Origin of the sequence: Comamonas faecalis, from assembly GCF_039538025.1 — a bacterium.
Taxonomy (GTDB): Bacteria; Pseudomonadota; Gammaproteobacteria; order Burkholderiales; family Burkholderiaceae_C; genus Comamonas_C; species Comamonas_C faecalis.
Genome location: NZ_BAABBP010000017.1, coordinates 25,130 through 47,003, shown reverse-complemented (window position 1 = coordinate 47,003; position 21,874 = coordinate 25,130). Strand labels below are relative to the sequence as shown.

At 68.4% G+C, this 21,874-nt stretch carries 19 protein-coding genes and 3 pseudogenes; 9 read left to right on the top strand and 13 right to left on the bottom strand.

Going from position 1 to position 21,874, the window contains the following annotated elements; translation table 11 throughout:
* Positions 1 to 80: 80 nt before the first annotated feature.
* Both ABD767_RS10660 and ABD767_RS10655 read right to left on the bottom strand, forming a co-directional pair.
* Entirely contained in the window at positions 81 to 1,223 is a 1,143-nt protein-coding gene (locus ABD767_RS10660) for an alcohol dehydrogenase catalytic domain-containing protein (RefSeq protein WP_344869640.1), read from the bottom strand.
* A 6-nt stretch (positions 1,224 to 1,229) separates the two neighbouring features.
* Positions 1,230 to 2,456 (bottom strand): porin, encoded by a 1,227-nt coding sequence (locus tag ABD767_RS10655; protein ID WP_344869639.1) that lies wholly within the window; start codon positions 2,454 to 2,456, stop codon positions 1,230 to 1,232.
* Positions 2,457 to 2,662: 206 nt separating this feature from the next.
* Between ABD767_RS10655 and ABD767_RS10650 the strand changes: the two genes are divergently transcribed.
* From ABD767_RS10650 to ABD767_RS10630, 5 genes and pseudogenes are all read left to right on the top strand, one after another.
* On the top strand, positions 2,663 to 3,634 hold the full coding sequence (locus tag ABD767_RS10650; RefSeq protein WP_344869638.1) for a Bug family tripartite tricarboxylate transporter substrate binding protein: 972 nt from the start codon (positions 2,663 to 2,665) through the stop codon (positions 3,632 to 3,634).
* Between the two features lie 10 nt (positions 3,635 to 3,644).
* A complete protein-coding gene (locus ABD767_RS10645) occupies positions 3,645 to 4,487 on the top strand; it encodes a TauD/TfdA dioxygenase family protein (protein ID WP_344869637.1) in 843 nt (280 codons plus the stop codon).
* A 90-nt stretch (positions 4,488 to 4,577) separates the two neighbouring features.
* The gene (locus tag ABD767_RS10640) at positions 4,578 to 5,636 is read left to right on the top strand and encodes a beta-keto acid cleavage family enzyme (protein WP_344869636.1); all 1,059 of its coding nucleotides are present in this window, start codon (positions 4,578 to 4,580) and stop codon (positions 5,634 to 5,636) included.
* A 12-nt stretch (positions 5,637 to 5,648) separates the two neighbouring features.
* Positions 5,649 to 6,583: pseudogene (gene kce, locus ABD767_RS10635) on the top strand (3,5-dioxohexanoate:acetyl-CoA acetone transferase).
* Between the two features lie 13 nt (positions 6,584 to 6,596).
* Complete coding sequence (locus tag ABD767_RS10630) at positions 6,597 to 7,235, top strand: DsbA family oxidoreductase (protein WP_344869635.1); 639 nt, start codon at positions 6,597 to 6,599, stop codon at positions 7,233 to 7,235.
* A gap of 45 nt (positions 7,236 to 7,280) precedes the next feature.
* On the opposite strand, the gene ABD767_RS10625 is transcribed toward ABD767_RS10630, so the two are convergent.
* The 9 genes and pseudogenes from ABD767_RS10625 to ABD767_RS10585 all read right to left on the bottom strand — a co-directional run bounded on the left by ABD767_RS10625 (position 7,281) and on the right by ABD767_RS10585 (position 15,717).
* On the bottom strand, positions 7,281 to 8,297 hold the full coding sequence (locus ABD767_RS10625) for an AraC family transcriptional regulator (RefSeq protein WP_344869634.1): 1,017 nt from the start codon (positions 8,295 to 8,297) through the stop codon (positions 7,281 to 7,283).
* Between the two features lie 18 nt (positions 8,298 to 8,315).
* The gene (locus tag ABD767_RS10620; RefSeq protein WP_344869632.1) at positions 8,316 to 9,311 is read right to left on the bottom strand and encodes a YeiH family protein; all 996 of its coding nucleotides are present in this window, start codon (positions 9,309 to 9,311) and stop codon (positions 8,316 to 8,318) included.
* A gap of 27 nt (positions 9,312 to 9,338) precedes the next feature.
* Positions 9,339 to 10,673 carry an MFS transporter gene (locus ABD767_RS10615; protein ID WP_344869631.1) on the bottom strand — a complete coding sequence of 445 codons (1,335 nt, stop codon included), beginning with the start codon at positions 10,671 to 10,673 and terminating at the stop codon, positions 9,339 to 9,341.
* Between the two features lie 64 nt (positions 10,674 to 10,737).
* Positions 10,738 to 11,117 (bottom strand): annotated as a pseudogene (locus ABD767_RS10610) (AMP-binding enzyme); the annotation flags it as partial.
* A gap of 33 nt (positions 11,118 to 11,150) precedes the next feature.
* Positions 11,151 to 12,134 carry a quinone oxidoreductase family protein gene (locus ABD767_RS10605; RefSeq protein WP_344869630.1) on the bottom strand — a complete coding sequence of 328 codons (984 nt, stop codon included), beginning with the start codon at positions 12,132 to 12,134 and terminating at the stop codon, positions 11,151 to 11,153.
* A gap of 30 nt (positions 12,135 to 12,164) precedes the next feature.
* The gene (locus tag ABD767_RS10600) at positions 12,165 to 12,728 is read right to left on the bottom strand and encodes an RBBP9/YdeN family alpha/beta hydrolase (RefSeq protein ID WP_344869629.1); all 564 of its coding nucleotides are present in this window, start codon (positions 12,726 to 12,728) and stop codon (positions 12,165 to 12,167) included.
* Positions 12,729 to 12,738: 10 nt separating this feature from the next.
* Positions 12,739 to 13,704, bottom strand: a complete 966-nt coding sequence (locus ABD767_RS10595; protein ID WP_425549913.1) for a Bug family tripartite tricarboxylate transporter substrate binding protein — start codon at positions 13,702 to 13,704, stop codon at positions 12,739 to 12,741.
* A gap of 3 nt (positions 13,705 to 13,707) precedes the next feature.
* Positions 13,708 to 14,766, bottom strand: a complete 1,059-nt coding sequence (locus ABD767_RS10590) for a beta-keto acid cleavage family enzyme (RefSeq protein ID WP_344869628.1) — start codon at positions 14,764 to 14,766, stop codon at positions 13,708 to 13,710.
* 102 nt (positions 14,767 to 14,868) lie between these two features.
* Positions 14,869 to 15,717, bottom strand: coding sequence for a TauD/TfdA dioxygenase family protein (locus ABD767_RS10585; protein ID WP_344869627.1), 849 nt, complete (start codon positions 15,715 to 15,717; stop codon positions 14,869 to 14,871).
* A 144-nt stretch (positions 15,718 to 15,861) separates the two neighbouring features.
* On the opposite strand from ABD767_RS10585, the gene ABD767_RS10580 reads away from it, so the two are divergent.
* Positions 15,862 to 16,905, top strand: coding sequence for an AraC family transcriptional regulator (locus ABD767_RS10580; protein ID WP_344869626.1), 1,044 nt, complete (start codon positions 15,862 to 15,864; stop codon positions 16,903 to 16,905).
* A 17-nt stretch (positions 16,906 to 16,922) separates the two neighbouring features.
* Positions 16,923 to 17,182, top strand: a pseudogene (locus ABD767_RS10575) (transposase); the annotation flags it as partial.
* A gap of 8 nt (positions 17,183 to 17,190) precedes the next feature.
* On the opposite strand, the gene ABD767_RS10570 reads toward ABD767_RS10575, so the two are convergent.
* Complete coding sequence (locus ABD767_RS10570) at positions 17,191 to 19,014, bottom strand: methyl-accepting chemotaxis protein (protein ID WP_344869625.1); 1,824 nt, start codon at positions 19,012 to 19,014, stop codon at positions 17,191 to 17,193.
* A gap of 193 nt (positions 19,015 to 19,207) precedes the next feature.
* Here ABD767_RS10570 and ABD767_RS10565 point away from each other — a divergent pair, with 193 nt between their 5' ends.
* Positions 19,208 to 20,506: a THUMP domain-containing class I SAM-dependent RNA methyltransferase gene (locus ABD767_RS10565; RefSeq protein WP_344869624.1), complete on the top strand. Its 1,299-nt coding sequence runs from the start codon at positions 19,208 to 19,210 to the stop codon at positions 20,504 to 20,506.
* On the top strand, positions 20,496 to 20,954 hold the full coding sequence (locus tag ABD767_RS10560; protein WP_344869623.1) for a putative toxin-antitoxin system toxin component, PIN family: 459 nt from the start codon (positions 20,496 to 20,498) through the stop codon (positions 20,952 to 20,954). Before ABD767_RS10565 ends, ABD767_RS10560 begins: the two co-directional genes overlap by 11 nt.
* Here the strand turns inward: ABD767_RS10560 and ABD767_RS10555 are convergent.
* Positions 20,947 to 21,771 (bottom strand): BUD32 family EKC/KEOPS complex subunit, encoded by an 825-nt coding sequence (locus ABD767_RS10555; RefSeq protein WP_344869622.1) that lies wholly within the window; start codon positions 21,769 to 21,771, stop codon positions 20,947 to 20,949. The two genes, ABD767_RS10560 and ABD767_RS10555, sit on opposite strands and share 8 nt — an antisense overlap.
* Positions 21,772 to 21,874 lie beyond the last annotated feature (103 nt).

The following is a 21,874-nucleotide window of genomic DNA, read 5'->3' as shown; positions in this document are numbered from 1 at the left end:
CACGCACGCCGGGCAAAAAGACACAAGGCCAGCGCCAGGCGCAGGTCTTGTGCTCTCCGTAGCCGCCGACAGCGATCGGGTCAGCTTCCGTCCGGCGCCAGCCGCAGCAGGCACTTGCGGCCCGTCGCCATCTGCGCGCAGGCGCGCAGCGCCTCGGGCGTGAGCAGTTCGTCCAGCGTCCATTCGCGTTCGTAGCGGGTGGCGAAGGTGGTCGTCAGCTCGGCGGCAATGCGCGCTTGCAGGGCGGCGCGGCGCTCGGGCGGCAGGGCGCGCCAGAACGAGAACACCAGCCAGCCGTTCACGCCCCAGGCCATCCCCAGGCCCGGGGGCAGGGCGGTGGGGCCGCGTTCCAGGTAGCCGTAGATGTAGACCTGTTTGTGGATCTGGCTGCCGTAGCGGTCGTAGCCCCGGCCCGGTTGGCGCAGCAGCGCGGCCTCCATTGCCTGGATCAGCTGGCCCGGCATGGCGCCGCCGCCGGTGGCGTCGAAGGCCAGGCGGGTGCCGGTGGCGGCAAAGGTGTCGACCAGCCGCGCGGCGAAGTCCGGGGCACTGCTGTCCACGACGTGCCGCGCGCCCTGCGCCCGCAGCAGCGCGGCCTGCTCGGGGCGGCGCACGATGCACACCAGCTCCAGCCCGTCGCCCTGGCACAGGCGCAGCAACATCTGGCCCAGGCTGGATGCCGCCGCCGTCAGGGCCAGGGCGGTGTGGCCTTCGCGGCGCGCAGTCTCCACCATGCCCAGGGCGGTCAGCGGGTTGACGAAGGCGGCCGCGCCCTGGGCCGCGCTGGCGCCGGGCGGCAGCGCCAGGCACTGGCTGGCGGCAACGGCGCGGTATTGGGCATATATGCCCTGGCCCGGCAGGGCCAGCACGGCCACCCGGCGGCCCAGCAGCGCCTGGGCCTCAGGGGCGCTGCCCGCGGCCACCACGGTGCCCGCGCCTTCGTTGCCGGCGGACAGCGGTTGGCCGATGCGCGCGGCCAGACCGGCCAGGCGCTCGGGCGGCACGGGCGCCACGACGGCGGGCCGATCCTGGACGCGCGCCGCCTGCGCCTGGCCCAGGTCGGCGCCGCCGAGCAGCAGGGCCAGGTCCGACGGATTGATGGGCGCGGCCTCCACCCGCACGACCACCTCGTCGGCGGCTGCAGGCCGGGGCTGCGGGACTTCGGCCTGCGACAGTTGCAGGGAGCCGTCTGGGCCGATCAGGGTGCGTAGTTCCAGGGGCATGGCGCGTCAGAACGTCATGCGCAGGCCCAGGTCGAAGCCGATGGCGCCGTCGGGCCGCATGCCGCCGTCGGTAATGTAGTTGGGCTGGGGCTGGATGACCGAGCTGCTCACGACGCGGGGCGTCGCGGCCATGACGGCGGGGTTGTTCTGGCCGTTGCTCACGCTGATACGCGAGACGGTGGTGTACAGGGCCGTGCGCTTGGAGAGGTTGTGCACATAGCCCAGCGCCAGCTTGCTGGTGGCGGAGTCGCCCGCGTTCAGGCCGTTCTTGAATTGCACGCGCGCCCAGGAGGCGCGCACCATGTGCTCGCCCACCGGAATGGTGACGCCGGCCAGCAGGCCGCGGTAGCGGTCGGTGATGCCCGTCAACGTCGGCGCGTCGGTGCGCACGTTGCGCACGTCCGACCATTCGGCCATGACCTTGGCGACGCCGAAGTTGTAGGAGCCGCCGAGGTTAAAGGATTTGATCTTTTCCGCGCCGGTCGGGGCGCTGGCGTTGCCCAGCGTGCTGATGCCGTAGCCCACGGCCACGTCGGTCGGGCCGCCGGCCCAGCCCACGCGCGCGCCCACGTAGCGTCCGCGCTTGGTGGTGTTCTCGGGGAAGGCGTACATGGCCTGCCCGTACACGCCGCCCAGGCCCCTGGGCAGGTGGTAGCCGATGGTGTTGCTCGCGCGCAGGTAGTTGTCGGTGCCCGCCGACAGGCCGCCGCCGAGCAGCCGCTCGGTGAGGCCGCCCGTGGGCTGGGTGGCCAGCGCGCGGGAGATGGCCAGGTTGCTGCTAATGACGGAGATCAGGCTCAGGCCCACGCCGTTGGAGGTGAAGGGGTCGAAGGCCCAGTCGCTCAGGAACGAGGGCGTGTGGTCGCGCCCCAGGCGCACCTCGCCGAAGCCGCCCGTCAGGCTGACCGTGGAGCGGCGCCCGAAGTTCAGCGATGCGCCGCCGGTGTCGTTGGTCACCGGCGCCTCCAGCCACATGCCGGCCGAGAGGCCGCCGCCCAGGTCTTCCGTGGCGCGGATGCCGATGCGACTGGCAAGGTTGCCCGAGGGCGACAGCGCCGTCTGGCTCTGGGTGACGGAGCGCGCGGGGCCGCCGTCCCACGATTCGCTGCGCACGACGTAGCGGCTGAGGCTGGCGTCCATGACGCCGAACAGCGTCACTGACGATTGCGCGCCGGCGCTGCCGGCGGCGGCTAGGGCGCACAGGCCGATGGAATGCAGGATGGGGTGTTTCATGGGGGGAGTTCTCCTGGGTCGTTGCGTTGATCGTTGGTGGGCGCCGGATGGCGGCGCGTGCATTTCATCCGGCTCCCGTGCAAGGCGACTCAGGGTTTCAATGGATTTGTCCCAACAAAGCAAATCCTTGTCCCATAAAGACAAATGCGCGGCGCGCCGGCTTCGCATACTTGCCATCCATGCACACAAGGAACCCTATGCACCACATGAAACGCACCTCCCTCGCATTGCTGACCGGCTGCATGCTGGCGTGCGCCACGGGCGCAGCCTGGGCGCAATGGCCCGGGGGCAAGCCCGTCAAGCTCATCGTTCCCGCGCCGCCGGGCGGCAGCATGGACATCGTGGCCCGCGTGGTCGGGCAGCAGCTGTCCGCCGACATCGGCCAGCCCGTGGTGGTGGAGAACAAGCCCGGCGCGGGCGGGATGATCGGCATGAACGCCCTGCTCGCCGCTCCGGCGGACGGGCAGACGCTGCTGATGGGCGCGAGCAACGTGCTGGCCGAGATTCCCCACGTCATCAAGCCCTTGTTCGATCCGCTCAAGGACGTGATTCCCGTCGCCACCTTCGCCCGCTCGGGCGTGGTGCTGGTCACGTCGACGAAATACCCGGCGCAGGATTTCAAGAGCCTGCTGGCGCACCTCAAGGAGCGCAAGGGCAAGATCAGCTTCGCCAGCTACAGCCCGGGCACGGTCTCGCACTATGCGGGGCTGGTGCTCAGCGACAAGGCGGACCTGGACATGCAGCACATCGGCTACGCGGGCTCTGCGCCGGCGCTGCAGGACTTGCTGGGCGGGCAGGTGGACGTGATGTTCGACGGCATGCTCACCTCCGTGCCCCTCATCCAGGCGGGCAAGCTGCGGCCCTATGCGTTCTCGGGGCCGCAGCGCTCGCGCCACCTGCCCGACGTGCCCACCACGACGGAGCTGGGCTACCCCGACCTCCAGTTCCGCGGCTGGATGGGCATGATCGGCTCGGCCAAGCTGCCCGCCGACGTGCTCGCCAGCATCCATGCCGCCGTGGACAAGGCGGGGCATGCACCAGTGGTGCAGAAGAAGCTGTCCGACCTGGGCCTGGAGCCCGAGGTCATCACCGACACGCCCGCACTGCAGCGTGAAATCAAGGCCATGTCCGAGCGCAACGCGGGCATCGTCAAGCAATACGGCATCAGCCTGAATTGAGGAGCACACCATGAAGATCAGACAGATCACCCCAGCCATCGGCGCCGAGATCAGCGAGGTCCACCTGGGCGAGGTCTCGCGCGATCCCGCGCAGTTCGCGCAGGTCAAGGACTTGCTGCTCAAGCACCGCGTGCTGTTCTTCCGCAACCAGGACATCACCCGTGCCGAGCACGTGGCGTTCGCCCGCTGCTTCGGCGAGCTTGAAACCCATCCGGTGGCCGGCAGTGACCCCGAGAACCCCGGCCTGGTGCGCATCTACCGCAGCGACAACCCGCACAGCAACGAGAACACCTACCACTGCGACGGCCTGTGGCGGCCCAACCCGTCCATGGGCGCGGTGCTGCGCTGCGTCGAATGCCCTGAGATCGGCGGCGACACCATCTGGGTCAACATGGTCAAGGCGTACGAGGAGCTGCCCGAGGACATCAAGCGCGTCGTCGACAAGCTGCGCGCCAAGGCCGGCATCGAGCACACCTTCGGCGCGACGATGGCGCCCGAAGACCGTGCCAAGCTAGGCCGCGACCATCCGCCGGCAGAGCACCCCGTGGTGCGCACCCACCCCGAGACGGGCGAGAAAATCCTGTACGTGGGCGCCTTCAGCACCCACTTCGTCAACTACAGCACGCCCGAGAACGTGCGCCACGGCCTCGACAAGGTGCCCGGCGCGGCGCTGCTGCTCAACTACCTCGTCAGCCGCGCGGGCATCCCCGAATACCAGGTGCGCTGGTCGTGGAAGCCCGGCGACATCGCCGTGTGGGACAACCGCAGCACGCAGCACTACGCCTGCAACGACTACTACCCCGCGCCACGCAAGATGGAGCGCGCGGGCATCGTGGGCGACGTTCCGTACTGACCTCGTAGTTATCAAAACAACAGCTGCTAGCGCTTGATGGATAAGCGCTAGGGGCTTGTTTCATCCAAATTTTCTCCAGGAGCATTCACCATGAACTTCCTCGACGGCCACCTGTTCCCCGAAAACCAGCAGCCCCTGATCATCACCGCGGCGCCCTACGCGCCGGGCTGGGTTCCCTCCGACTTCCCCGAAGACATCCCCGTCACCCTGGAAGAGCAGATCCAGAAAGCTGTGGACTGCTACAACGCCGGCGCCACCGTGCTGCACCTGCACGTGCGCGAGCTCGACGGCAAGGGCAGCAAGCGCCTGTCTAAGTTCAATGAGCTGATAGCCGGCGTGCGCAAGGCCGTGCCCGAGATGATCATCCAGGTCGGTGGCTCTATCAGCTTCGCACCCGAGTCCGAAGGCGCCGCCGCCAAGTGGCTGAGCGACGACACGCGCCACATGCTCGCCGAGCTCGACCCCGTGCCCGACCAGGTGACGGTGACGGTGAACACCTCGCAGATGAACGTGACCGACCAGGCCGAGGACGCCGACTTCGTCGGCACCTCGCGCGGGAACATGGCCCTGTTCAACACCTACAAGGACATGACCGTGCCCGCCAACCCGCTGTGGGTGGAGGAGCACGTGCGCCGCCTGACCAAGGCCGGCATCCAGAGCGCCTTCCAGTGCTACAACCTCAACAGCTTCGAGTCGGTCGAGCGCCTGATGCGCCGCGGCTTCTACATGGGCCCGCTGGTGATGAACTGGGTGGCGATCGCCGGCGGCATGGACACGCCCAACCTGTACAGCCTGGCCAATTTCGTGCGCGCCGTGCCCGACGGCGCCGTGCTCACGCTGGAGAGCAACGTGCGCAACGTGCTGCCCGTCAACATGTGGGGCATTGCCGCCGGCCTGCATGTGCGCTGCGGCACCGAGGACGTGATCTGGAACCAGAGGCGCACGGGCAAGGCCAGCAGCGTGTCGCAGATCGAGCAGCTGGTGCGCATCTCCGAGGAATTCGGCCGCCCCATCGCCACTGCAAAAGAGGCGCGCGAGATCTGCAAGATCGGCGTGTTCTACGACACGGTGGAGGAAAGCCTGGCCGCCAACGGCTTCGCGCCCAACCGCAACGGCGGCAACCAGGGTTTTCTGCGCAAGACGCAGTAAGGCGCCGCCGCCATGGCTGCCCTTCAAAGCAAAGTCATTGTGACCTGCGCGGTCACGGGCGCGATCCATACGCCGACCATGTCGCCGTATCTGCCGATCACGGCTGAGCAGATCGCCAGTGAAGCCGTCGCCGCCGCCTAGGCGGGCGCGGCCATAGTCCACCTACACGCACGCAAACCGGGCAACGGCCAGCCCTCGCAGGATCCGGCGCTGTTTCGCGCCTTCCTGCCCACGATCGCCGCGCAGTCCGACGTGGTGATCAACCTCACCACGGGCGGCGCGCCGAACATGCTGGTGGAAGAGCGCCTGCAGCCCGCGCTGCAGCTCAAGCCCGAGTGGCCTCGCTCAACATGGGGTCGATGAACTTCGGTCTATACCCCATGCTCACGCGCTACCAGGAGTTCCAGCACGACTGGGAGCGGCCCTACCTCGAAGGTTCGGAAGACCGGGTGTTTCGCAACACCTTCAAGGAGATCCGCTACATCCTCGAATCGTGCGCCGACCATGGCGCCCGCTTCGAGATCGAGTGCTACGACACCAGCCATCTCTACACGGCGGCGCACTTCATCGACCGGGGCATCCTCAAGCCGCCGTTCTTCATCCAGACCGTGTTCGGCCTGCTGGGCGGCATCGGCACGCATCCCGACGACGTGATGCACATGCGCCGCACGGCAGAGCGCCTGTTCGGCCAAGACTACTACTGGTCGGTGCTGGGCGCGGGGCGCAGCCAGATGCCGATCGCGTCCATGGCCGCCGCCATGGGCGGCAACGTGCGCGTGGGGCTGGAGGATTCGCTGTGGGATGGGCCGGGCCAGCTGGCCACCGGCAACGCGCAGCAGGTTCGGCGCGCGGTCTCCATGCTGAAGACGCTCAACCTCGAAGTGGCCACGCCCGACGAGGCGCGCGCCATGCTGCAGCTCAAGGGCCGCAAGGCCGTGGCGTTTTGACAGGAACCCGGCAATGAACACGCTCACGGTCGATGTGTGGTTCGACCTCATCTGCCCCTGGTGCTGGATCGGCAAGCACCACCTGGACCAGGCGCTGGAGCGCCTGCGCGCCTCCGACCCCGGCGTGCAGGTGCAGACCGCCTGGCATTCGGTGCAGCTGATCCCGCAGACGCCGCCGCAGGGCTGGCCCTTCGATGCGTTCTATGAACAGCGCCTGGGCAGCGGCAAGGCCGTGCTGGCGCGCCGCACCCAGGTGGTGGAGGCGGCCCGCCGCGCGGGCGCGCCCATCGACTATGCGCGGCTCAAGGTCTTTCCCAACACCGCCGCCGCGCACCGCCTGCTGGCGGCGGGCCGGGCGCAGCTGGACGCCGCAGCATTGGACGCCTTGCTCACGCGTCTGTTCGCGGGCTACTTCACGCAGGGCGAGGACCTGGGCGACGCGCACGTGCTGGTGGCCATTGCCGCCGCGCACGGCGTCGATTCGGCCGGCCCCGTGGCGCAGGCCGATCCGGCGATGGACGGCGCAGCCTCGCAGGGCGTGCCCTTCTTCGTGTTCAACCGCACCTATGCGCTGTCCGGCGCCCAGCCGGCCGACGTGCTCTGGGCCGCCATGCGCCGGGTGCTGTCGGAACGTGCGCACGACTTTTCGTGATGCCCGCAAGGCGGGAAAAGCCGCGCGCGTCGTTGGGCACCGATCTCAAGCCCGCTGCCTGCGCCAGTCTGAAACGCTGGTGCCGAAGCGGGCGCGGAACCAATGGCTGAAGCTGCTGGAGGTGGAAAAACCCAGCAGCCCCGCCACCTCGCCCAGGGGCTGGCGGCTTTCTTGCAAGTGACGCAACGCCAGCTCGGTGCGGATGCCGTCGAGCAGCTCCGAAAAACTCTGCCCCTCGGCGCTCAGGTGCCGGTGCAGCGTGCGCCGGTCGATGCCCAGGTGGCGCGCCACCTGCTGGGCCGTGCAGCGGCCGCCGGGCAGCAGGGCCAGGATCAATTCCGTGCAGGCGGCGGACATGCCCTCGGCGTGGCGTCCCAGGGCCGCGTCGAGGTAGTTGCGCGCAAAGCGTGCAACGCCCGTGCTGCCGGACATGCGCAGCAATTGCAGGTCGGCCAGCGGGCAGACCAGGCCGTTGAACGTCTGGTCGAACAGAGGGACGACGCCGAAAAAGGCGCGGTGCGCGGCCATGCTCTGCGGGGCGCTGTGCACGAAGCTCACCTGCAGCGGCCGCCACTGCGGGCCAATCAGCTCGCGCAGGATGCACAGCATCGTGCCGACGGCCAGCTCCATCGACTGGCGGGTCGCGAGGCCCGCGATCGGCATCAGCTCCTGGCGGACGAGCACGTTGGCGCCCGCGTCCTCGATGCGCACGAGCATTCCGGAGTTGATGAGTTTCAGGTAGCGGCACAGCGTGTCCAGTGCCTGACGCGGCGTCGCCTCGTCCTTGAGCACGAGGCTGATCGGCCCCAGGTTGGAAAAACTGCGCCGCGCCGCCAGCCGCAGCGCGAAGTCCTCCACGTCCGTGGCGCGCGCGCTGGCCTCCAGCAGCTCGCGCACGTTGTGGATGGAAATGCGGGTTTCAGGGTTGTCGAGCAGGCGCGCCGACAGCCCCGCCGCACGCAGCAGCACCGCCGGGTCGTGGCCCAGCGAGCGCACCAGGTCGGCGTAGCCGCTCAGGCTGCCGCTGCGGATCAGGCTGCTGTTGCTTGACGGCATGCCCATGGCGGATCGCCTTCACCGTCACGCGGACCAGCGCAGCAGGCCCAGGGCCAGACAGGCGAGAAAGGCCGTCTCTCCCACCATCAGCACGACGGGCTTGAGTCCCACCGTGACCAGCTCGCGCAGCTGGGTCTTCATGCCGATGCCGGCCATGGAGGCGACCAGAAACCAGGTCGACAGGCTGCTGCCTGCCTGGCTGATCGGCTTGGGCAGCCAGCCCGTGCTGTTGATCGCCACCAGCACCGCGAAGCCGACGGCGAACCAGGGCAGCAGCGGCGGGCGGGGGCCGTCGCCGACGCGGCCCGTCGCGCGCGTGAAGGTCACGGCGAACAAGATGACCGGCACCAGGCAGGCCACGCGCATCAGCTTGACCAGCGTAGCTGTGTCCCCGATTTCCTGCGACATGCTGTAGCCCGCGCCCACCACCTGGGCCACGTCGTGGATGGTGGCGCCCAGGAAGGTGCCGGCGGTCTGCGTGTCCAGCCCCAGGGCGCGCGCCAGCATGGGATAGAAGATCATGGTGAAGGTGGACAGCGCCGACACGCCCACCACGGTGAACAGCGTGGCGCGCTCCTTGAGCGGGTGCGGCGGCAGTGCGGCCGACAGTGCCAGCGCGGCCGAGGCGCCGCAGATGGCCGTGGCGCCGCCGCTGAGCAGGCCGAACAGGATGTTGAAGCCCATCAGCTTGGCCACGACCATCGACAGGCCGATGGTCAGCACCAGCGACACGCCGACCACCAGCACCGGCTGCCAGCCCAGCGCCACCACCTGATCGAGCGTGATGCGCAGGCCCAGCAGCGCCACGCCCCAGCGCAGCAGCTGGCGTGAGGTGAAATCGATGCCGAACTTGCATGGCTCCTCGCCGGAGAGGAAGTTCATCGCCATGCCCAGCATCAGCGCGAACAGCATCACGGGCGCGCCGTAGTACTGCGACAGGAAGGTAGCGGCGGCGGCCGCTACGGCACAGGCGATCACGCCTGGAAACAGTTCGCGGCCGCGGGCGATGATGTGGCTCATGGGATTTGCTTTTGGAGGGGAGATATTTCAGGCGCTGGCGGTGTCCGCGGCTGCGGCGGCTTCCTCGGTCTCGACCTGGGCGCGGATGCGCTGCACGTCGGCTTCATAGCGGCGCGCGGCGACCAGGAAGCACAGCGCGGCCAGCACCGAGAACGCGGGCATGGCCGCCATGGCCTGGGGTAGGGACCAGGCGTCCGACAGCATGCCGGCAATGAACGGGCCGGCCGCCAGGCCGAACAGATTGAGGAAGAACGCCAGCACCGCGCCGCCGGTGGCGCGGATGCCGGGGTGGATGACGTCGATCACGATGGCCACCACGGGGCCGGTCGAGCAGGTCATAAACAGGCCGCCCGCGGCGATCCAGGCCAGCTGCTGGTGGTGCGAAAGCGCCTTGCCGAGCCCGGAGAACGCCGGCATCAGCAGGGCCATGGACACCAGGCACAGCAGGGTCAGGGCATAGAGCTTGTAGCGTTGGCGCCAGCGGCCGGCCCGGTCCACCAGCGCGCCCGTGAGCACGGCGCCGATGGCGCCGCACAGCACGACCAGGGCGGCATTGATTGCGGCCTGCGCCGGCGCCAGGCCCTGGACGCGGTTCAGGTAGCTGGGCAGCCAGGCCCAGACTGTGGACAGCACGATGACCTGGGCCGAGCCGCCCAGGCACACCCACAGCAGGGTGGGCGAGCGCGTCAGCGCCGCCACGATGGCGCGAGTCACGTTACCGGTACTCTGCGTGGCCTGATCCAGCCGCGGCGTGAGCTCGACCGTGCGGTAGTCGCGCACGAATATGTAGAACAGCGACAGGATCAGCCCCGGCACGCCGACCACGCCGAAGGCGGCCTGCCAGCCCCAGTGGCTGGCGATGATGCCGCCGAGCATGACGCCCAGCACCGAGCCCAGCGACCCCACGGAGAAGAAGACCGCCATCAGCGTGCTGCGCATGCGGGCCGGGAAGTGGCTGGCGATCAGCGCCGAGCCCACCGAGCCGTAGCCGGCCTCGCCCAGGCCCACCACGGCGCGCGCGGCCAGCAGCTGGCCGTAGTTGCGCGTGAACATGCAGGAGATGCAGGCCAGGCTCCACACCGTGGCCATCACGAAGATGCTTTTGACGCGGCTGCGCCGGTCGGCCCACAACGCAATGGGCATGGCGCCCACGGCCACGGTGATCGAGACCACCGAGACCAGCGAGCCGAGCTGCTTGTCCGACAGCCCCCAGGCCTGCTTGAGGTGCGGGAACAGCGAGACGATGACCTGACGGTCGATGTAGTCGACCATCATCAGTCCCAGAGTCATGAGCAGCGCGAACCAGGCCGGCCCTCGCCCGAACAGGTAGTCGTCGGGGTTGGGGCGGCCAGAGTCGGCCATTTGCAAATCCATTGCCATGGTAGTTGTCTCCGATGCTTGTGCGGCGCTGCTCTGGCGTCGGCGTTTACGTGGGTGTCAGCAAATGGTTGCAGTAGGCGTCGCGCAGCAGATTCTTCTGCATCTTGCCGGTGCCGCCCAGCGGGATCTGGTCGACGAACACCACGTCGTCCGGAGTCCACCACTTGGCCACTCGGCCTTCGTAGAAAGCCAGCAGTTCCTTGCGCGACAGCGCATGGCGGGGCTTTTCGTGACCACCAGCAGCGGCCGCTCGTCCCACTTCAGGTGATGCACGCCTGTGCAGGCCGCCATGGCCACGGTGGGGTGGGCCATGGCGATGTTTTCGAGGTCGATGGAACCTATCCATTCGCCGCCGGACTCGATCACGTCCTTGCTGCGGTCGGTGACGTGCATGAAGCCGTCGGCATCAATGGTCGCCACGTCGCCGACCTGCACGCCATTCATCGCGGCTCTCCGGGGTCAGGGCACGAGCACGGTGGAGCCGGTGGTCTTGCGCGATTCGAGCGCGCGGTGCGCCTCGGCGGCGTCGGCCAGCGCAAAGGTCTGCTGGGGCTCGCTGACGATGTCGCCGGCCAGCACGTGGTCGAACAGCTCCTTGGCCATGTCCAGCATGTGGGCGCGCGGGAAGATGTAGTGAACCATCGCGGGCCGCGTCATCCAGATCGAGCCCTTTTGCGCCAGCAGCTGCGAATCCACCACCACCGAGCCCGAGGATGTGCCGTTGCTCACGAAGTGGCCGCGCGGCTGCAGGCAGTTGAGCGAGTCCATCAGCGTGTCCTTGCCCACCGAGTCGTAGACCACGGGCACGCCCTTGCCGTCCGTGATTTCCTTGACGCGCTCGACGATGTTCTCGCGCGAGGTCACGATGGTGTGGGCGCAGCCGTTGGCCTTGGCGATCTCGGCCTTCTCGTCGGTACTCACGGTGCCGATCATGGTCACGCCCAGAGCGCGCGCCCACTGGCAGGCGATCAGGCCCACGCCGCCGGCTGCTGCATGGTAGAGGATGGTTTCGCCGCCCTTGAGCGGATAGACCTGGCGGAACAGGTACTGCGCCGTCATGCCCTTCATCATCAGGGTGGCGGCCGTGCGGTCGCTGATGCCGTCGGGCAGGGGGATCAACACCTCGGCCGGCATCACGCGGGCTTGCGAATACGCGCCCTGGGGGCCGATCAGATAGCCCACGCGGTCGCCGGGCTTGAGGTAGTCCACGCCGGGGCCCACGGCCTCGACCACGCCCACGGCGTCGGAGCCCAGACCCGAGCCGACGCCCTCCGGCAGGGCCAGCGGATAGCGGCCGGTGCGAAAGTAGATGTCGATGAAGTTGAGCGCGATGTAGCTGTGGCGCACGCGGGCCTGGCCCGGGCCGGGTTCGCCGACTTCGACGTTCTCGAACTTCAGGACCTCGGGGCCGCCAATTTCGTAAAAGCGTACGGCTTTGACCATGGTGTTTATCTCCTTGACGTGAACAGATTTTCAGGCCGACAGCTCGGCAATGAACTCGTGCGCGCGCGGCCATTCGCCATAGCCGGACGCGGGGTTGAGGTGGCCCACCTCACCCAGGTCCACCAGGCGGCTGCCCCAGGCGCGCGCCATCTGCTCGACCTGCGCAAAGCGCGCCAGCGGATCGTTGCGGCTGGCCGCGACGATGCTGGGAAAGGGCAGGGTTTGCAAGGGCACGGGCAGCCAGCCGCCGTCGCTCAGCGCCTGCAGCGGGGGATAGCCCTCGGGCATGGGCAGGTCGAGTTCAGGGGGCGTCGCCAGCAGCGCGCCGTGGACGGGGCGCTGCGTCTGCGCGGCCCAGTGCGCCACCATGGGGCAACCGCCGCTGTGCGCCACGATCACGATCGGGCCGTCGATGGCCTGGGCGGCCTGCTCGATGGCCTGCACGCGCGCCGCGCGGTTCAGCCCCGCGCCCGTGCGGCCCATGGGCGCCACGGTGCGAACCTTGGGCAGCTGCGCGGCCAGCAGGGTCTGCCAGTGGGCCGGGGCGTGGTCGCGCAGGCCGGGGACGATGAGAATGGTGGGCGTTTGTGGCATGTCAGGCATGTCAGTTCAGCTGGATATTGAAGGTTGTGACGACGTCGGCATTGCGCTCGAACTCGGCGCGCAGATCCGCTTCGAGCTGTGCCCGCGTGCGCGACTCCTCCACCCGTTCAAAACCCGTGCCTTCGTAGCGCTTGGCCACGGCGGGCAGGGCGTTGACCTTGGTCATCGCGGCGTACACCTTCTCCATCAGCGGAGGCGGCGTTTTGGCGGATGCGAAGACGCCGGCCCAGTTGCTGTAGTCGATTTCCGGGTAGCCCAGTTCGGCCATGGTCGGCACGTCGGGGTAGTCGGGCAGGCGGCTCTTGTAGGCCACGGCCAGCAGCTTGACCTTGCCGGCGGCGATCAGTGGCTTGGAGGTGACCGAGCCGTCGAACATCAGCGGTATCTGGTTGCCCATGACCTGGGCCAGCGCGGGCGCAGAGCCTGGAAACGCCACATGTTCCATGTCGAGCCCCGCCTTCTTGTTGAGAATGGCGCCCGCGTATTGCGAGGCCGTGCCCTGGCTGTAGGAGGCAAACGATATCTTGCCCGGGTTGGCCTTCACGTAGGCGAGGGCCTCCCTGGCATCCTTGGCCGGGAATTGCGGCGAGGCGATGAACAGCATCACCGAGCGCGCCATCTGGGCCACGGGCTTGACATCCTGGAGGGGGTCGAAGCCAACCTTGAGCACGTGCGGCACCTCGGTCAGGATGTTGGTCACCGTCACCAGCAGCGTGTTGCCGTCCGCCGGCTGCGCCAGCATGTGCTTGACGGCAATCGAGCCGCCCGCGCCCGGGCGGTTCTCCACGATGACGGGCTGCTGGATCTCCTGCGCGAGCTGGTCGCTGAGGATGCGCGCGAAGGTGTCGATGGTGCCGCCCGGGGGGGCGGGCACGATGAACTTGACCGGTTTGTCGCCGAAGGCCATGGCGCTGCTTGCGCACAACAGCGCCGCGGCGGCGGTCAGGGCGGATATGCGGCGGCGCATGGGTCAGGCCACCTTGCGCAGAAAGCCCTGTTGGCGGCCGGGCGCGTTGGGTGCGAAGCCGTTGGCGGCCAGGGTTTCCTCGACGGTGTCGTAGAAGGTGCCGATGCGGCAGATCTCGCGCGCCTGCTTCGCCGTGGCGATGGGGCGGCTCAGCTCAAGGGAGATGCGCACCAGCTGCTCGATCTGCTTGACGGTGCCGATCTTCTCGGTGCGCGTCTGGTTCCACAGGTTGTCCTCGGTGCCGCAGCGCACGTGCAGGCCCATGGCAATGCCCATCGTGTTTACGGGCAGTGTGTTGAGCACCGAACTCTCCACGGTGAGCACGGCGCCGTCGGGCACGCCGCGCACGAAGTTGGCCAGGGTGTAGATGTTGGGCGAATCCATGCCGCCGCCGATGGCCACCCAGTTGCACACCAGCGGGCCTTTGTAGATGCCGCGGCGCATCAGGCGCTCCACCGACTCGAAGCTGTTCTGGTTGTAGCACTGGAACTCGCTTTGGATGCCCGCGGCCGTCAGGCGGCGGATGTGCTCCTCGACCCAGCCGGGCTGCGCGGGCACAGTCATTTCCTTGTAGGCGTTGTAGACCACGGGGTCTTCAAGCGAGCTGCCCTGCCAGTCGCGCTGGTCGAACTGCTCCAGGAAGTTCATCTGCGCGGTGTTGACGGTGACCGTCACCTGGTCGGGCTTGGGGTCGAGCTCGGCGAGCATGTGGCGCGTGTCGTCGGACAGCCACTTGGCGGCGGCGCCGTCGGTCTCGGGGGCGAAGCTGATGGAGCCGCCGACCTGGATGATCATCTCCGGCACGCGCGAGCGCACACCGGCGATGAGCTCGTTGAACTTGGACAGGCGCTTGCTGCCCTTGCCGTCGAGCTCGCGCACGTGCAGGTGCAGCACGGTGGCGCCGGCGTTGTAGCAGTCCACAGCCATCTGGATCTGCTCCTCCATGGTCACCGCGATCTCCCCGGGGAAGTCCGAGGGCAGGTAGGACGGTGCGTAGGGCGCGGCGGTGATGATCAGGGGCTGCTGGTTTTCGGGGAACAGGTGGCCGTCGAGGAAGTTCATGAGAGGCTCCGTGAGAGAGAGGGGGGTTTTGAGAAAAACAGCCCTCAGCCCGCGCCCGTGGGGCGCGGAAAGCTGTCTGTCAACGAGAAAAAGAGTGCGGTCTTAGTGCACGGGCGTGCCGATGATTCCGGCGCGTTCCATCTTGCGGTGGCAGGGCGGGTAGTCCATGACCGCGTAGTGCTGGGTGCAGCGGTTGTCCCAGATAGCCACGCTGCCGGGCTTCCAGCGCCAGCGCACCTGGTATTCGGGAATGGCGGCCTGGCTGATCAGGTACTGCAGCAGGTCGGAGCTGCCGCGCGTGAAGTCCTGGCCCACGCGCACGTTGGCCGCCGTGTGGAAGTTGGTGAAATGCGTGGTAAAGCCGTTGACGAACAACACCTTCTCGCCCGTCTCCGGGTGGGTGCACACCACGGGGTGCTCGGCGTCGGGGTGTTGGGCCTTGAGGGCGTGGCGCTTCTCGATGGGCATGGCCGCGCCGAAGGTGCATTCGATGCTGTGGCGCGCGCGCAGCGGGGCAATCAGGTTCTTGACGTCCTGGGGCAGCTTTTCATAGGCCAGCGCCATGTTGGCCCACATGGTGTCGCCGCCTACGGGGGGGCATTCCACGCAGCGCAGCACCGCACCGTAGGAGGGCGCCTCGCGCCAGGTGCCGTCGGCGTGCCAGGAGTTTTCGTAGCGGTCGTTGGGCTGGTCGGGCGACTTGTAGATGCGCACCAGGCCCGGGTGGTCGGGGTCGCTGCCGGCCACGGGGTGGTCTTCGAGCTCGCCGAAGCGGCGCGCGAAGGCGACGTGGTCGGCGCGGCTGATGTCCTGGTCGCGAAGGAATAGCACCTTGTGCCGCAGCAGGGCCGCCTTGATCTCGGCGAACAGTGCGTCGTCGTGCGCCGCGTCCGCCAGGCTGATTCCCGTGAGTTCTGCGCCGATGGCGCAAGTTATAGGCTCAATACGCATTGTTGTCTCCTGTTTGTCGTTGTATGCGCTATCGTTGTGCGCGCTTCGACTGTAGGAAATGCGGCGCACGAGTGTTGTGCATTTCGCGCCACGGATTTTGCACTTGATGCCAGAATGTTGATTCGAATCAAAAGGGAGCATGCAATGGTCACCCTGGTACGAGCGGCGGCGTTGAATCACTTTGCCGAGGTCATGAGCAAGCTTGGGGGCGACCCCGACCAGGCCCTGCGCCAGGTGGGGCTGCGGCTGGCGCAGATCCAGGAGCAGGATCAGCTGATCGACGCCGCCCTGGTCTCGCGTTTGCTGGAAGATGCGGCCCGGAGCACGGGGTGCGAGTCTTTTGGCCTGCAGATGGCGCAGTTTCGCCAGCCCTCCAATTTTGGCGTGCTCAGCTTGTTGCTGTTGCACCAGCCTACCTTGCGCCATGTGCTGACCACGCTGATCGCGCACGTGCACCAGCTCAATGAGGCGCTGGTGATCCACATGGAGGAGACGGGCGGGGTGGTGATCCTGCGCGAGGATTTCGTGACCCCCCTGCACATGCGCCAGCCCATCGAGCTGGCGATTGGCGTGCTGTTTCGCATGTGCGAGGTACTGCTGGGCGAGCGCTGGCGGCCTCTGAGCGTGTGCTTCAGCCATTCAGCGCCGGTCGATGCGAGCGTACATCGCCGGCTGTTTCGCTGCCGCGTCGAGTTCGATGCCGAGTTCAACGGCATCGTGTGCCGGGCGGCCGACCTCGATGAGCCCAACCCCCTTTCCGACCCAGTGCTGGTGCGCTACGCGAAAACGGTGGTCGATACGGCGCCGATGGGGCGCGAGGCCACCATCGGACAGCAGGCGCGCAAGGCCATCTACCTCATGCTGCCCCTGGGCAATGCCACCTGCGCCAGCGTCGCCCAGGCGCTGGGGCGCAGCGTGCGAACCCTGCAGCGCGAGCTCGACGGCGAGGGCCTGAGCTTCACCGACCTGCTGGGCCAAGTGCGCTACGACCTTGCGCGGCGCTACGTGGGTAACCCGCGCTACAGCGTCGGGGAGATTGCCGTCATGCTCGGCTACAGCAGCCACAGCGCATTCACGCGCTGGTTCACTGCGCGCTTTGGCTGCGCCCCGGAGGTCTGGCGCAGCCGACTGCCCGGCCTAGTCCCGCCCCGCGCGCCGCAGAGCGCCTCCGATGCGGCGGAGCACTGAAGTGCTCGCTCCATGGCGTGCTGTGCGACAGCGGCTACGTGGGCCAGCCTTTCGCGCAAGGCGTGCAAGAGATTTTGGGCGAGCACGTCACGGTGCAGATCGCCAAGCGAAGCGAACTGCACACGTTCAAGGTCATGCCCAAGCGCTGGGTCGTCGAACGTAGCTTTGCGTGGTTGGAGAAAAACAGGTGGCTGTGGAAGAACTGCAGGCGGCTCTCAACACCAGCTTGCAGTTTGTCCACTTGGCATTCCTGGCTCTCTTGCTCAAAAGATTATGAACAGGTTCTTATAGGGTCAACTGGCGCATCGCGTCGCCCTGCGGCAGCTTGAAGCCGCTGACCACCGCGGCAAGCTCGTGCGCCTGCTGCTGCAGCGACTGCGCCGCCGCTGTGGCCTGCTCGACCAGCGCGGCGTTCTGCTGCGTCGTCTGGTCCATCTGAGAGATTGCCGTGCCCACCTCGGCAATGCCGGTGCTCTGCTCCTGGCTGGCGCTGCTGATTTCGTTGACGACGGCGCTGACGTTGCGAATGCCCTGCTCGACCTGCTCCATCATCGCGCCGGCCTGCTGCACCAGGCGGCTGCCGGCGCTGACCTGCGCGACCGAGTCGTCGATCAGCGCCTTGATCTCCTTGGCCGCGCTGGCGCTGCGCTGCGCCAGCGTGCGCACCTCGCTGGCGACGACCGCGAAGCCCCGGCCCTGCTCGCCGGCGCGCGCGGCCTCCACCGCCGCGTTCAGCGCGAGGATGTTGGTCTGGAACGCGATCGAGTCGATCACCTGGATGATGTCGACGATCTTGCGCGACGCCGACTCGATGCCGCCCATGGTCTGCACCACCTGCTGCACCACGGCCGCCTCCTCGCCCGAGACGCGCGAGGCGCTGTGCGCCAGCTCGTTGGCCTGGCGTGCATTGGCCGCGTTCTGCTGCACCGTGGCGGTGAGCTGCTCCATCGCTGCTGCGGTCTCTTCCAGCGAGCTTGCCTGCTGCTCGGTGCGCACCGACAGGTCGTGGTTGCCGGTGGCGATCTCGCTGGTGGCCACGCGCACCGACTCGGACGCCTCGCGGATGCGCAGCAGCACGCCGGCGATCTTGTCGGCAAACAGGTTGAACGCCTGGCTGATCTGCGAGAGTTCGTCGCGGCCGCTGGCGTCCATGCGCCGCGTCAGGTCGCCCTCGCCGCTGGCGATGTCGGACAGCGCGTCGCGCACCAGCGTGAGGCGGCGCAGCTGCTGACGCACCACCGCGGCCATGACCAGCGCGGCCAGCACGACGATGGCCAGCGTGCCCGCGGCCGCAGCCTGGCCCAGGCGGGTGAGGGCGGCCAGCGCGTCGGCCTGGTCGGCGGCCACGGCCAGAACCCAGGGCGTGCCCTGCACCGGGGCCGCATACAGCAGCTGCGGCCGGCCGTCGATGTTGACGAGGGCGTGCGTGTTCTGGCCTCCGAGCCGCTGCAGCAGCTCGGGGCTGAGTGCCTTGTCCAGCTCGCTGACCGGCTTGAGCGTGAGCGCCTCGTCGGCGTGCGCCAGGATGTTGCCGCTCGCGCCGTCGAGCAGGAAGGCAAAGCTCTTGTCCGTCGCCTGGATACTGGTGACTTTCTTCACGACGGTGGACAGCTCGACGTCCGATGCGACGACGGCCACGGTCTTGCCGCCCTCGATGACCGGCTCGATCAGGCTGACCACCAGGCGACCGGTGGCCGAGTCGGCATAGACCGGCGTGATGCCCGGCTTGCCCTCGGCCGCTGCCTGCTTGTACCAGCCGCGCTGGGTGCCGTCGTAGCCCTCGGGGCGCGGCTTGGTGAAGCCGTGGCTCTTGTCGGCGCGCACGAAGTAGGCCAGATCCAGCCCCGCCAGCTCGGCCGCCTGCAGCAACGGCAGCGGATCGTCCTGGCCCAGCGCGACGCGAACCGAGTGCGTGATCTGTTGTTTGTCCTGCACCCACTGCGTCAGCTCGTCGGCGTATTGGTGGGTCAGGCTGCCGATGCGCGCGTCGAGCTCGTGCTGCATGTCCGAGCGCACCATGGTGTAGACGAGCAGCGACAGCGCGACCAGCGCCAGCGCGGCAATGGCAACGCTGACGCCGATGAGGCGGGCGCGAAGGGTGTGGAACATCACCTGGTCTCCGATCGATTGTGTGCCAATGTGGCAAATGTTTCACAATGTTATACAACAACGCCCCGGGTGTTCCGGAGAACAACGGGGTTTGCGGTGGGTATTTGCACGTGCCGTGTTGCGCGGACGGCACGCGCGGCGCGGCCGGTTTGGGTGCACGGGCCGCGGCGGCTCGCGTATGCTTGGCGCGCCTATGAATGCATTGACACTTTTCTTGCCCTGCGCCGGTGGCGTCGAGGGCTTTCTGGCCGACGAGGCGCACGCCATCACTGGCCTGTCCGGCCACGACCTGATGGTCGGGCGCGGCGGCGTGCTCTTGAACGCCAGCTGGCGCCAGGCGCTGCAGCTCAATCTGCACAGCCGCCTGGCGCAGCGCGTGCTGGTGCAGCTCGCCGAGCAGCCTTACCGCCACGAGGACGACATCTACGCGCTGGCCGCGGCCGTTGCCTGGGAGATCTGGTTCACGCCGCGCCAGAGCTTCAAGATCGACGTCACGGCGCAGCACAGCCCGCTCCAAAGCCTCAACTTCGCGGCGCTGCGCGTCAAGGACGCGGTGGCCGACCGCTTCCGCGCCAAGGCCGGCGTGCGCCCCGACGTCGAGACCCGCTGGCCCGATGTGCGCATTCACCTGCATCTGACCGCGTCCACCGCCACGCTGTCCATCGACACCTCGGGCGAGCCGCTGTTCAAGCGCGGCTGGCGCGAGGACAAGGGCGACGCGCCGCTCAAGGAGACGCTGGCCGCGGCGATGATTGCCGCCTGCGGCTGGGATCCGCACGGGGGCGCCCCCCTGCCGCTGTACGACCCCTGCTGCGGCAGCGGCACGCTGGCCATCGAGGCCGCGCAGATCGCCTGCCGCATTGCGCCGGGCAGCCTGCGGCGCTTCGGTTTCGAGAAGCTGCTGCCGTTCCAGCCCCATGTCTGGAGCGCGCTGAAGGACGAGGCCGAGCAGGGCGTCTGCGCGCCGGCGGCGCCGGTGTTCGGCAGCGACATTGCCCACCGCATGGTCGACTTTGCCCAGCGCAACGCCGAGCGCGCAGGCGTCGCCCACGCGCTGCAGCTGCGCGGCGGCGACGCGCTGCAGCGCATGCCGCCGAGCCCGCAGCCGGGCGTGCTGCTGCTCAACCCGCCGTATGGCGAGCGCATTGCCGCCGCCGGCAGCAGCGGGCGCAGCGCGCGCGAGCGCATGGACGCGGTGCAGCGCACTGGCCGCGAGAGCGCGCAGACCGAGGACGGCGGCGACTTCTTCGTGCAGCTGGCCGCGCACTGGAAGCGCCACTACAGCGGCTGGCAGGCCTGGATGCTCACGCCCGACCAGCAGCTGCCGGGCAAGATGCGGCTGAAGGCCTCGCGGCGCGTGCCGCTGTTCAACGGCCCCATCGAATGCCGGCTGCTGCGCTTCGACCTGGTTGCCGGGTCGATGCGCACGCGCACGCTTGCATCGGCCGACGCGCCCCAGGCGCCGGGCATCCCCGACGGCGATGCGCGCTGAGCTGCAGTGGCCGGCGCAGGCCGCGCCGCGCCCAGTCGTTATCGACACCAACATCGCGCTCGACCTGCTGGTGTTTGCCGACCCGGCCTGCGCCGCGCTGCTCCAGCTGCTGGCCGGTGAAAGACTGCACTGGATTGCCACCCAGGCCATGCACGATGAGCTGGCCAGCGTGCTGCGCTACCCCCAGCTGCAGCCCTGGCTGCGGCGCCACGCGCTGATGGATGCCCAGGTGCTGCAGGCCTGGCGCGCACGGGTAGAGCTGCTGCCCGGCGCGCCGCCCGCGCCCATGCGCTGCAAGGACGGCGACGACCAGAAATTCATCGACCTGGCCGTCGCCCACCAGGCGGCGCTGCTGTCCAAGGACAAGGCGGTGCTGCGCTTGAGAAACCGGCTGCGCACCGCGGGCGTCGCGACGGGAAGCCAGCTGGTGCTGCTCCAGGCTACGTAGCTGGCCCCAGCAGCAGGTCGTGCGCCGCGCGCAGGCGCTGCGTGTCGCGGCCCCAGCGGCGGTCGGCCGGCAGGTGGCGCAGCCAGCGCAGTCGCGTCAGCGTCTGCGCCAGCGCCGCGTCAAAATCCGGCCCGCGCAGCGGCTGTGCCAGCCACTGGCGCCACAGCGCGCGCGCGCCGGCAAATGCCCGCGCCTCGTGCAGATACAGCGCGGTGGAATGCACATAGGCCAGCGCGTCGCGCAACTGGCACAGCGCCAGCGGCAGCGCGGCGGCCGGGTCGTCCTCGAAGTCGATGCAGGCCAGCATCCCGTCGGGGCAGCACACCATGTTGCGGGCAAACGCCTGGCTCAGGCACTGACCACGGCCATGCACCGCGTCCAGCAGCTGCAGGCCGCGCTGCCACTGTGCGAGAACTGCTTGCGCGCCCTCGCCGATGGCCTGCTCGATCACGTCGGCCAGCGTCGGCGTACCCTGGCCATCGGGCGCCAGGTGACGCATTGCAAACCCCTGCTCGCACGCCGCCAGTACTGTGGGCACGCGCAGGCCCGCGTCGTGCAATTGACGCAGGCGCCGCACCTCGATGGCAATCGCGGCGGTGCCGCCCAGGTTGGGCACCGGGCGCAGCACCGGCAGGCGCAGCACGCGGGCCAGCGCCCCCAGCGCGCGGTAGGGCGCCATGCCGTGGCGCGGCCCGGCGCGCTTGATCCACAGCTGCTCGCCCGCCAGGTGGTAGGGCGCGATATTGGCCTGCTGCAGCGGCAGCTGCTGCGCCAGAAACAGGGCGTAGTCGGGCACCGTGGTGGGGTGGTCGTGCATGGAGGCCGAGTATCACCCAGGCGCTACACTGGATCGCCATAAAACATGTGCCCGGCCGGCGCTGCGCTGGCGCCGGCCTTTCCCTCTTTTTTCAGGATTTCCT